Consider the following 11856-nt stretch of genomic DNA (forward strand, 5'->3'; position numbering starts at 1 on the left):
GCGGCATTCATTGCGTCACCAACGACCAGCCGCAATTGGCATTGCGCTGACCGGTTTGCCGTCTATCTCACCCGGTGCACAATCGGGCAAGAAGCTTCTGCAAGGAGATGAAAGATGCGTTTGATGATGACGTTCAAGATCCCGACCCTAACAGGCAACGAAGCAGGTACCCAACACAGGATCGGTGCGGCCATTGAAAAGCTGGTTGCCGATACAGGAGCCGACGCTTCCTACTTCTTCATGAAGGACGGCATGCGCGCCGGAGTTTTGTTCTTCGAAGAAGACGACCAGGCCAATCTGCCGCGTTACAACGAACCGTTGATGGAAAGTCTCGGTGCGCAAATCGATATTGTACCGGTTCTCAATCTGGATGATTTGAAACGTGGTTTGGAAGGTCATTAGGATACGGCGTTGATGCGCTTTTTTGAAACCGTCAAACAGCTCCGAGTTCCGCAATTGCGCTCTCGTTAAGAATCCGGAGTAAACGCCTGCCAAAGCCCTGCGGAATCGGTGCAGTGCGCGCTTCCAAAAGTGACGCGCGAAAATCCGTTGATATTAACCATATGGTCAAATCCGTTAAAATGCAGGGGATATCTGTCTTTTTGAAGTAACACTTCACACTGTATCCTCCCCTCCGCTTCTGCGGGTCGTTGAAACGCCGGAGCCTCATAGGTTAAGAAAGAGTTAATAATTGATGAGTGACGCCGGAGCGGCGCCGGCGCGAATTGCAGGAGACAGGCATGGGCATTTTCTCGAAGTCCACGCGCCCGGGTGAAGACCAGGGGCAGCGGGTCGAGACCAAGACAGAAGCGGTTGAAGTACAGGAGGCGGTACAGCCAACCAAACAACCCACCACCAACGTGGAACATCTGTCTCCCTTTGCCTTGAAAATGCAGGAAAAGATGAACCATCTGGACGGGCTGAAGTCTCGTGTCGGAGGGCTCAACCAGACTTTCGACCAGATGGCTGCATTCGCGGCGGAAAGCCAGACCAGCATTCGCATGATGGCAGATTACATCGAGGCTTCCAAACACAGCGTTGAAACCGAGGTCCGGCTGAAATCGGAAAACGCCAAAATCTCGACGGACCTTCTTGATGCGGAACACAAGGTCAAGACACTGACCACGCAATTGGAGGACGCTCAGGCGGAAGTCCACTCTCTGCGCAAGCGATCCACCGAAACCCGAACCGCGTTGGAAACGGCACGCAACGACATCGTCACGATCCGCGACAACAACAAGCGGGTCAACGACGAGTACCGGCAGCAAAGCGCCATTCTCGTAGAGGCCAACGCCCAGATCTCCGATCTCTCGGGTCGACTCAATGATCTTCAGGCAAAGCATGAAACCCTGGAATTGCAGGCTGAAAACATAGGTGCCGATCTGGAAGCGGTGCGACACCGGGAAAAGGAGCTCCAGCAGAACCTGTCCGAAAGCGCCAAGTTGCTCGAGGACGAGATACGCAAGAACAACCAGTCGACCAGCGAGCTGGAATCGGCAAAGCGCGAACTGGTTGAATTCCGCAATGACAATATCGACCTGAAATCCCATCTCGACGTTGCCAATCAGGAACATGTCTACGCCAAGAACCGGCTGGAAGAAGAACAGCGCAAGCACGACAACGAGGTCTATGCGCTGAATGCGGAAATCGAGAACCTGTCTTCACAGCGGCGCATCGGCGCGCAATCGCTGCAGGAAATGGCGCGCGAGAATTCAACTCTCAAGGAGCGCGGCCGCGACCTTCTGAAACGCATGCAGGAAATCGAGCACCTATTGGACAGCGCGCAGAAGAACCATGAGAAAGATCGCACCGAGCTGATGGCGACCACCGCCAAGCTGCGCGAACTCAACCTGCGCTACAATTCGGCCCTCACCGACCTCAATCACCAACGCAACCAGAATCAGAAATTCGCTGACAATCTGGAAGATCTGGTCGAAGAAAACAAACGCCTGCAGCGCTACAAGATCCAGGTGGATACGGCCAACGAACAGATTGCCCAGTTGAAATCGGTGATCGCCAACTATCAGATGGCGATGGAAGGCAAAGGCCCGGCCGAAGAACTCGGATTGACCGACGGTTATGACCCGGCAGCCGAACTCGGTATTACCGAACCGCTGGCAAACGATTTCGATCCCGTGGACACCGGCTCTGAGCCCGGCGCTTCCGCCGACGACGCACCTACGGATGAAACGTCTGAAGGCGACGACAAGATCGTCAAGCTGCACGACTGACCTTTCTTGAGATAACCGGTTTCCAGCCAGACCGCCGATTGCGCTCGGCTGTCTGGCATGGATCTGGTGCACAAGACGGAAGTACCGAGTGCAGCAAAGCGATGGCCGGCCGTGCTTGCCCGACTGTTGAATTTCCTGATTAGAGCTCGGCATTTAGATCGAAAAAGTTGTATTTTCAATCTTCTCGTTTCATCTGCTAGAGTTTGCGACGGAAGGGGTGCAACCAAGCCGCCCCCATGAAACGCATGAGGTTGAGGGACCGCCTGGTGAACAGCAGAATACTGCCCCTTCTCGTTCTGGCTGGCGGAACAATCGGGATCATCATCGGATCACTCAGCCCCGCAATCACAGCATTCCTGCAACCGTTCGGCGATGCCTATATCCGCCTGATGGAAGTTGTGGTTTTGCCTTACCTGATTTCATCGCTCCTGGTCGGGCTCGGGCGTCTGTCACCCAAGATTGCAATGACCCTTTTCCGCAAGAGCTGGCCGGTCTATCTGGTGCTGTGGCTGGTGGCATTTGCGTTGCTGGCAATTGCAGCCTCCACGGTGCCACTGGTGGACAGGACCCGCGTCGTCGATTTTACCGCCAGCCTGCCAAGCGACAAGGGATCGGCGGTCTCTCTCGTCGACCTGCTGATACCGAACAACTTCTTCGAAGCACTCAGCCAGAACTACATCCCCTCTGTTGTTCTGATTGGCGTCATATTCGGCATCGCCATTCAACATCGCGTGCGCCCTACGGCACTCCTGGAAATACTGACGATCGTGCGCAATGCCTGCATCAGGATTTGGGGCTGGATTGTTTATCTGGCACCGCTCGGTGTCTGCGCATTGTTCGCCGAGTCAATAGATGCAGTCAGCCTGTCCGGTTTTGCAGATCTGTCTATCTACATAGCCGTCGTCATGCTGACATCCATACTTCTTGCCCTGTGGGTGTTTCCGATGATGCTGACGGTCATACTACCGCTCAGTTACAGGGAGATCATTTCGGAACTGCGCGAGGCCTTCATGATTGCGATCGTGACATCCTTGTCTGTTGCGGCATTGCCCCTGCTGCAGCGGGCGGCCGAAAAGTTTGCGGCCAAGCTGCAGGACGGAACCGGCGATGACAAGCAGAAGAAAGAAATCATCGAGACATCCCTGTCCGTGAGTTACCCACTCGCGCAGATCGGCAATTTCTTCATTTTCGTCTTTCTGATCTATGCATCCTTTTACTATTACCTGCCGATTGAACGGCAGCAATTGTTTGAACTGCCATTCGTAACCCTGCTTTCGGGCATCGGATCCCCGACCTCATCGATCAGCGCGGTCACTTTCATGGCCGAGTGGCTTGGCCTTCCGGAAGGGACCACCAACCTCTATGTCGAGACCATGGCGATCACGCGATATGGCCAGGTCATCACGTCCGTTTCCGCCTTTGCCTTTGTCACGACGGCGGTAACATTTCTGATCTATGGCAGGATCCGGTTCAAACTCCGTGCCTTCATCCTGATGGTTGCCGTCTCAGCCGTTGCCTTTAGCGGCATCTGGACGATCGGGCGTTGGGGTGGCACACATGCCACGCTGCATTCTGAAGTCAGTTACCGGGCGGCAAATCTTCCCGACTACCTGCAGACATTGAGTGACGCAAACCTGGTCGCGCGTGTTCGCAACCCGACAAATGCAGATCGATCAAAAGAACCGTCTCAATCGGATGACCTTGGTCAGAACACGATCCAGCGAATTCAGATGACGAATGTGCTTCGCGTCGGCATCAACCCGAATGTCATGCCATTTGCCTACGAGAACAACGCCGGCCACCTGGTCGGCTATGACGTGGAAATGATGTATCGCTTTTCGCAAAGCATGAATGTGGACCTGGAGTTTATTCCCTACAACTGGCAAGACCTCGCGAACGACCTGGAAAAGAGGCGCTTCGATATTGCCGTAGGCGGTCTTTACATCACGGATGCACGGCTGAAGGATCTGACCGTCAGCAGACCCTATTACGAAAGCCCCCTGGCATTCATCGTCAAAAGCAACCAGATCGCAAAATTCAAGTCCAGCGCAGTCATCGCAGCGAACAGGGATTTGACCATCGCCGTTTTCGATGACCCCGTGCTGATCCCTCTTGCAAGACGAAGTTTCCCCAACGCGAAACTTAGAGTGGTCAAAGATTACAGTAACTTGCAAAATCTCGGGGATGTCGATGCGGCGCTATGGACCTGGGAACAGGCCCGGGCTCTTGCAATCTCCCTCCCCGGGTACTCGGTCGTTGTTCCCGAAGATATTGCCAGCAGGTTCCTGTTTGCCTACCTCATGCCCCCCTCATCTCCAGGGCTGGCAGCCTATTTCAATTATTGGATGGGCATTGCCCAGGGCAACGGGGTTATTCAGGATATGGCGCAACGATGGATCAATCCCGCAGCTGAAACAGGCAGCTCCAATGCGCTGCCGGTATCGGTTCCCAAATATCCGCACTGATCTGCCGCGTCACTCCGGTTCAACGGTGAATTGCAGAGGGTACCCCAGCTGGGTGGCCGCATCGATTGCCCGGGTCGCCTTGGACTCCGCAACGTCCCTGGGAAAGACCGACACGACACAGGCTCCCTTCTGATGCGCCGTCATCATGACGACCTCCGCCTGCGCGTTATCCAGCCGGAATTCAGCCTTGAGGATCAGGACGACAATCTCTCGCGGTGTATAATCATCATTCAGAAGTACGACCTTGTAGAGCTTTGGTTTCTGAACTTTGGTCTTCTTCTGCAATCTTGGCTTTAAATCGATGTTGCTCATTGCACTAGCCCAAGCTTGCCCCGAGTTCAGGGGCCCTGGTAATTTCAGCTGATTTCTCACCACCTCTCAGGAAACTGTCTCGGGTTTTCCCGATTGTTCTGCTCAGTCCGATGCTTGCTTGAGACGCGGCATTCAGGTCCAATTTCCTCAGGCGGACTTTTCTTTTCTGTACCCCAGTATAATGCATCGCAATATCGAAGAAAACATGACGATGGTCTCAATTGCGGCAAACCAACACCGTCTACCTGCACATCGAGACAAATCCGGCCCCGTTCCTCCAGCGTAGGACTTGGTATCTCGTCCCCACACGCCGGAGGAAAGGTCAATGTTGTATCACTCGGCGATTGCAGTCATCCGCAGACCGCTTTTTGCAGCCGCTGCTCTCATATTCGCAACGGCATTTGTTACGATGTCGCAGGCACATGCTGACATCGGCGTTGCGTCCCGCTCGGTGCCTTCCGCGGAGTTGGTCGGCAAGGGCCGCATGACTTACCTGGGCTTCAAGGTCTTCGACGCCGAACTTTATGCCCCCAACGGAGCCTATCGTTCGAGCGCTCCTTTCGCACTGAAGCTGACTTATCTGCGCAATTTCAAGGGAGCGAAAATTGCAGATAGTTCCGTCGACGAAATCAAACGGCAAGGTGGCGTCTCCACCAAACAACTTGAAAACTGGGGCAGCCAGATGCGCGCCATCTTTCCGAATGTCTCAGCCGGCCAATCCATTACCGGCGTAAGGACAGCCAGCGGAAGTGCGATCTTTTATCTTGGAGGACGGAAGCTCGGTACAATCAGCGATCCAGCCTTTTCCCGACGTTTTTTCGCAATCTGGCTCGGAAACAACACTCGCAATCCACGGCTCAGAGCAAAACTCGTTGGTGCCGGTTCGTGACGGACCATAGTCGAGGTTCGAATATTGCAGGCCGGCAGGAACAGGTGTCAGCAGCCACCACCATTCCTACAGGCAATGCAGAACCGGGAGTACGTCCCCCTCTTGCCTTAAGTGCAACAGGGCTTGCCCGGTACAGCGTTATGGCGTTTCCCCTCGCCTTTGCCGGACTTCCGATTTATCTGCATGCTCCTGATTTTTATGCGGTGACGCTTGAGATTCCACTGGCGACACTCGGGACCGCGCTGCTCGCGCTCAGGCTGATCGACGCCGTGCAGGACCCATTTATCGGCAGCTTGAGCGATAGATTTCATTTACATCGTGGAACAATCATCGCACTCGGCGCTACCATGCTGGGAGCCGGTTTCTGGATGCTCTTCCATCCTGTCACTCAGGCCCCCATTTTATGGTTTGCGGCTTCGGTTCTGATCTGCACCACCGGATTTTCGATCGTCTCCATCAACTTTCAGGCGATAGGCGGGCTCTGGCTGACCTCGGCGGCCAACCGCACAAGGATCACGGCAAGCCGGGAAGCCGTTGGTCTGATCGGGTTGTTGTTCGCTGCCGTCACGCCACCGATCCTGGCCGAAGTGAGCGGGCGACAAGCAGCCTTTCACTGGCTGGCGCTTGGATATCTGCCACTACTCGCTATCGCATTCTGGTTCCTCTTGCGCTGGATGCGCACAACGGCTTTTGAAACACCCGCACCGGATCAATACAAGATCGGCTGGAAGCTGTTGTTCCGTGACCGTTGGCGCGCACTTTTTTTCGGGCTTACATTCCTGAACACTTTTGCCAGCGCGATCCCTGCCGTGCTCGTCCTGTTTTTTATTCGTGACCGCCTCGGTGCAGAAAACTATACCGGACTGTTCTTGCTGGTCTATTTTCTGGCCGGAGCGATATCCATGCCAGTCTGGACCCATCTTGCGCGTAAATTCGGCAAGCTTCGAGCCTGGCAATTTTCCCTTGTGGCCGCCGTATTCACCTTCTGCTGGGCGGCACTTTTGGGCCCGGGTGATCTGTGGGCCTATGCTCTCGTCTGCATGCTTTCAGGATTGGCCCTAGGTGCCGACCTCGCTTTGCCACCTGCAATCCTTGCCGATCACATCGACATCGACCAACGTCAGAACGAAGCCTCACGGCTGTTCGCTATTATGGCGTTCATGTCAAAATCAGCCCTTGCGATTGCCACAGGACTGGCACTCCCACTGCTTGGTCTCTTCGGTTATCACCCCAATGTTGCCATGACGCCCGACCTGAATTTTGCCCTAAGCCTGACCTATGCAGGGCTTCCCTGCATTTTCAAACTGGCTGTATTGGGTGGCTTGATTGTCTTTGAAAAAGATCTTGCGCAGGGCAAATCGGCTGTGTGACCATTCGCAGGCGCTCTGAAATCTCAACGACCATGCGGGAAACTGCGCGATGTTTGTCCGTCCGCCTCAACAAACCAAACCAGCCGACAAAGACCCTTTGACCGCCGCGTTGGAGCAGGAAGTGCTCAACGAAAAAGCCTCAACGCTGTTTCGGTTGACAAAAAAGCTGGAAAACGCACTTTCTTCCCTAGAGGAAAGCAAAACCGATTTCAATTTATCCGAAGATGAAAAGCTCAACCGGTTGGCACAGGCGGGTGAGGCCCTGTGGCATGTCATCATCCAGCGCGAACTTTGCGGCCTACGCCAGCACAAAGCCTTCAACGATCACCTGAAAGTGCCGACAGCCGTTCGGTTGCGAATGGGCCCGGCCAGCTGTTTCAGGCTTGTCGAAAAAACACCGAAATCCTGACAATCTGAATACATGTGACTCCGATCACTTCCTTGTTGATGGCCACGGCCTAGTCAAAAGAACCTGTTGCATCTTGGGTGGCGCAGTGTTTTTTTCTGGGGGCTAATTAGAAAATGAGATATTTACAGTCGTCGTCAGCGAACTATCTGATGCCGTTACGGTTCGCTGGTGCTGAGGCCTGTGCCCGGCGCCAAATACAAAACAAAGCCAAGCGCAGAGCGATCACTATGTGCACGAAGACCGGACTGCTTGGGGTTCCATCCCAATTGTTGTTTACAGCGTGCCTGCTGGCCGGACTGCTGCTGGGCCTTGCTCCCCAGCAGTTCTCATTCACACAGTCGGCACAAGCACAATCGGTTCGCGTCGTTCCGGAAGGAAACCGGTACAAATCCCAACCCAAGATACCATACGCCTCCTCACGCCGAACCTCTGCCTCCAAATCATCCTACGATGCGAAATTCGACAAGGTTCTGGCTGTCCTGAAACGCGATAGAAGGCTGATGTCCTCGATCAAACGGGTGGCCGGACGGTATGGTATCGACCCGATTCACATCATCGGTGCGATCGTGGGTGAACACACCTACAATTACGACACTTTGGACAGCGCCCAGTCCTACTACGTCAAGGCATTGGCTTACGCGGGAATACGCTTTGATTTCGAGCTGGAAGGCGAGCATGTCGATGTATTTGTGGAGCGCCCGCAATTTGATCGCTGTCGCAAGGACCACATCCAGAACAGCAGCGATCGTCGCTGGTCCTGCTATGAAAATGTCTGGAACAGCAAGTTTCGCGGCCGGCGGGTGGAAGGCGTCCGTTACCCCAAAAAGAACTTCAACGAAGCTTTCTTTCAGCCGCTCTATGCAGGTCAGAGCTTTGGCCTCGGTCAGCTCAGCCCGCTGACTGTCCTGAAAATGACCGACAGGGTCTCCCGCCAGAGCAATTTCCGCAAACTGGATGCCAAGAATTCCGAGGCCGTCTACAAGGCAACGATGGATCCGAACATGTCGCTCCACTATATGGCGGCCATCATCCAGGACGCCATTGCCGCCTACAAGTCGGTTGGAAAGGTCGATATTTCCAACAATCCGGGACTGACGGCAACCCTTTACAATCTGGGCGACCCGTGGAGCCGGGCCGCAAAATTCCGCAGGACCGGACAATCCTGGCCCCGCGAAAACTATTACGGCTGGCTCGTCAACGACAAGATCGAAGATCTGCGCGGCCTTCTTTAGGTCAGAAACGGGTTGTTTTTCCGCTCATGCCCAAGCGTCGATGCCTGCCCATGACCGGGTAGAAACGAGACATCGTCGCCAAGCGGAAGGAGCTTTTCCTGGATGGATTTGATCAAAGTCGCATGATCGCCGCCCGGCAAATCCGTTCGGCCAATTGATCCTTCGAACAACACGTCCCCGGAAATCGCAAAGCGCAGCTCCTTGTCGTAAAACACAAGATGGCCCGGTGAGTGTCCTGGGCAATGCAGGACATCGAACATTCGTCCGGCAATTTCCACCTGTTCCCCTTCAGAGATCCAACGATCCGGATCAACTGGTTTCACACCGTCGACACCGAACTGAACTGCCTGATCAGCAACTCGTTCGATCAGTGGTTTGTCGGCGACATGCGGGCCTTCCACCGGGACATTGAGGGCAGCCGCGAGATCTGCCGCACCGCCTACGTGATCGATATGTCCATGGGTCAACACGATCTTCTCGACCTTGACGCCGTATTGATCGATCGCTGCCTGTATCCGGTCGATATCCCCTCCGGGATCGATGACGGTTCCCCGAAGCGTCTCGGGATCCCAGATGAGTGAACAATTCTGCTGGAACGGCGTCACAACAATAACCATGACCTGGATCGGTGGCGTAATCGCTTCGCCATTTGCCTGCCCGTCGTCCAACCCGGAATCTGTCCTCTCCTGCGGCACCACCGCCTCCTTTCACGTCGAATTCACTCACCATAGCAACAAATATGGGACAACACCCATCGGCATCGTGTTTCTGCCCATTGGCGGCTTCACCTTGTCGCGCGCATTTCGTACAAGATGTATAGGCCAGACGGCAAACACAATCGGATATCCGGACCTTATGACGCTCAGACTGTTGACCTTCCTGATTTCCGCCACCGCTGCACTCTTCACCGTGTCCAGCGCATTGGCACAGCCAGGCCGCACTGCGCCGAACTTCGAAGGCTGGACCGTGGACTGCGGCAACACAGGTGCATGCTTCACGTCGTCATTCACGCGAAGCCAGTCCGTTTGGGTGGATCTTCGTATTATCCGGGACTGGCAGGCGGAAGCCCAACCGCTTGTGCGCCTGACAACAAACACGGAGCTTCCAAAGGAAGGTACAATCCGGTTCGATGTTGACGGCAGGACAGTCGAGGAGCTTCCGGTCGAACAATTGCGGGAGATGCAGCCCGCCGTTGTCCCACCTGCTGGTTTTCGCCCACTCGGTGGCGAAGGATTCTGGTATCCGACCGGTCCGGCAACAACCACATTGCTGGACGCCATGCAGACCGGTCAGGAACTGACCATCCGCCTGCCTGCGGCGAACGGCTCCGAGCCAATTGCTGTGCCTGTGCCGATGCAGGGTTTGAAATCAAGCCTGCTTTGGCTTGACAATCGGCAGGACAGAACCGGCACCGTTGCCGCTATCGTCGCCCCTGGCACGGCTCCTGCAAAAGACGCCCCGCACGCCATCCCCCTAATGAGCCCGGATCAGCTCCCACCTGAGGTTTCGGCAATTTGGTCGGCCAACAGGCTTTGTTCGGAAATCGACCCGACCATCTTTGCAAGTCTGAATGCTGTCCGCGTGCCACTGGCGGACAATTCTTCGCTCTATATTATCCCCTGCGGTGCACCCACCGCTTACAACAGTCCCTATGTTGCCATTCTTTCCGGCAAGGACGGCGCGGCCCGCCAGGTTCATGTTGCACGCATGTCGGAGAAGGGACCGATCGCGAGCGACCTCATCTACAATGCAAGGTGGATACCGGCAGATCTGCAACTTGTCAGCTATTTCAAAGGCTCCGGTGTTGGCGAGTGCGGCTTGTGGAACCGGTGGAGCTGGAACGGGACCGGACTGGTGCTTCTAGAGGAAGCCACGAGAAAAACATGTGACGGCACGACACCGGACTTGTCCAATTGGTCAAGCACATGGCCCATTAAAAACACGCCGAATTAGGGCTTTCTCCAAGGAATTTCTTGCGATTCCGCCCGTCTCGCCCTTAAGATGTGCCTGCAGCGGCTGGTGCGGGATGCGGCATGTATGTTTCAACCCGATCCCAGAGTGTTGAGCAGGTGCACTTGGTGCGCTTGAGTGAAGAGACTCGACCTCTTTGGCGAGTGAGATTGGGTGAGTGTGCCAGAGGGGCACTGAGATTAAGGTGAATTAGTAATGCACGATGGCGATTCGGACCGGCGGTCGCGTGGTCGGCGCGGCGGCAAGCGCGAGTTTGGCGGTCCGCAAGACTTCGGCAGTGATTTTGGCGGAAGCGATTACGGTGGTGATTTTGGCGGCGGCCGGGATAGGGGCTACCGTGGCGGACGCGACAATGATTTTGGTGGCGGCCAAGGCCGCGACAATAGAGATGGTGGTTACGGTGGTGACCGCGGTGGATATGGTGGCCGTGACGGCGGCGGCGGTTACGGCGGCGGCAACCGTGGCGGATATGGGAACCGTGAAGGTGGCGGTGGCTACGGCAATCGCGACGGCGGTGGCGGTGGCGGTTATGGCAATCGCGAAGGCGGCTACGGCGGCGGCGGCGGCGGTGGTGGTCGTGGCGGCTATGGCAATCGTGAAGGCGGCTATGGCGGCGGCGGTGGTGGCCGCGGCGGCTACGGTGGCGGCGGCGGAGGCCGTGGCGGTTACGGTAATCGCGAAGGCGGCGAAGGTGACGGTTTCCGTCAACAACGCCCGCCAAGGGATATGGAACCGGTCGAACGCGGTCCACGCCAGTCCGGTACCGTGAAGTTTTTCAAGAGCGACAAGGGCTTTGGCTTCATCACACCGGATGAAGGCGATGCGGATGTGTTCGTGCACATTTCCGCGGTTGAGCGTTCCGGTCTTTCCAGCCTTGACAGTGGTCAGCGGATTTCCTTTGAGACGGAACCTGACCGCCGGGGCAAAGGTCCCAAGGCTGTCAACCTGCAGGTGATCGAAGAAGGTGGTGAAGAGCC

Annotated in this window: 11 protein-coding genes; 9 read left to right on the plus strand and 2 right to left on the minus strand. The window is 55.6% G+C overall.

What is annotated here, in order from left to right; genetic code table 11:
* Nucleotides 1-114 precede the first annotated feature (114 nt).
* The 3 genes from K5905_RS14865 (at nucleotide 115) to K5905_RS14875 (ending at nucleotide 4696) form a co-directional block, all read left to right on the plus strand.
* Nucleotides 115-402 (plus strand): hypothetical protein, encoded by a 288-nt coding sequence (locus K5905_RS14865; RefSeq protein WP_297585290.1) that lies wholly within the window; start codon nucleotides 115-117, stop codon nucleotides 400-402.
* Between the two features lie 338 nt (nucleotides 403-740).
* Nucleotides 741-2231: a hypothetical protein gene (locus K5905_RS14870; protein ID WP_297585292.1), complete on the plus strand. Its 1491-nt coding sequence runs from the start codon at nucleotides 741-743 to the stop codon at nucleotides 2229-2231.
* A gap of 266 nt (nucleotides 2232-2497) precedes the next feature.
* Nucleotides 2498-4696 (plus strand): cation:dicarboxylase symporter family transporter, encoded by a 2199-nt coding sequence (locus K5905_RS14875; RefSeq protein ID WP_297585295.1) that lies wholly within the window; start codon nucleotides 2498-2500, stop codon nucleotides 4694-4696.
* Nucleotides 4697-4705: 9 nt separating this feature from the next.
* Here K5905_RS14875 and clpS read toward each other — a convergent pair whose 3' ends face one another.
* On the minus strand, nucleotides 4706-5008 hold the full coding sequence (gene clpS, locus K5905_RS14880; RefSeq protein ID WP_297585297.1) for an ATP-dependent Clp protease adapter ClpS: 303 nt from the start codon (nucleotides 5006-5008) through the stop codon (nucleotides 4706-4708).
* Between the two features lie 325 nt (nucleotides 5009-5333).
* On the opposite strand from clpS, the gene K5905_RS14885 reads away from it, so the two are divergent.
* The 4 genes from K5905_RS14885 to K5905_RS14900 all read left to right on the plus strand — a co-directional run bounded on the left by K5905_RS14885 (nucleotide 5334) and on the right by K5905_RS14900 (nucleotide 8908).
* Nucleotides 5334-5897, plus strand: coding sequence for a chalcone isomerase family protein (locus tag K5905_RS14885; RefSeq protein ID WP_297585300.1), 564 nt, complete (start codon nucleotides 5334-5336; stop codon nucleotides 5895-5897).
* The gene (locus K5905_RS14890; RefSeq protein WP_297585302.1) at nucleotides 5894-7267 is read left to right on the plus strand and encodes an MFS transporter; all 1374 of its coding nucleotides are present in this window, start codon (nucleotides 5894-5896) and stop codon (nucleotides 7265-7267) included. Before K5905_RS14885 ends, K5905_RS14890 begins: the two co-directional genes overlap by 4 nt.
* Before the next feature lie 49 nt (nucleotides 7268-7316).
* The gene (locus K5905_RS14895) at nucleotides 7317-7676 is read left to right on the plus strand and encodes a DUF6665 family protein (RefSeq protein ID WP_297585304.1); all 360 of its coding nucleotides are present in this window, start codon (nucleotides 7317-7319) and stop codon (nucleotides 7674-7676) included.
* Nucleotides 7677-7903: 227 nt separating this feature from the next.
* Entirely contained in the window at nucleotides 7904-8908 is a 1005-nt protein-coding gene (locus K5905_RS14900) for a DUF1402 family protein (RefSeq protein ID WP_297585306.1), read from the plus strand.
* On the opposite strand, the gene K5905_RS14905 is transcribed toward K5905_RS14900, so the two are convergent.
* A complete protein-coding gene (locus tag K5905_RS14905) occupies nucleotides 8905-9525 on the minus strand; it encodes an MBL fold metallo-hydrolase (RefSeq protein WP_297585314.1) in 621 nt (206 codons plus the stop codon). The genes K5905_RS14900 and K5905_RS14905 overlap by 4 nt on opposite strands.
* 238 nt (nucleotides 9526-9763) lie before the next feature.
* On the opposite strand from K5905_RS14905, the gene K5905_RS14910 reads away from it, so the two are divergent.
* Entirely contained in the window at nucleotides 9764-10861 is a 1098-nt protein-coding gene (locus K5905_RS14910) for a DUF1176 domain-containing protein (protein ID WP_297585309.1), read from the plus strand.
* Between the two features lie 213 nt (nucleotides 10862-11074).
* The coding region (locus K5905_RS14915) for a cold-shock protein (RefSeq protein ID WP_297585311.1) at nucleotides 11075-11856 on the plus strand (782 nt) is incomplete at its 3' end.

The organism is Roseibium sp. (assembly GCF_025698965.1).
In the GTDB taxonomy this organism is placed as follows: domain Bacteria; phylum Pseudomonadota; class Alphaproteobacteria; order Rhizobiales; family Stappiaceae; genus Roseibium.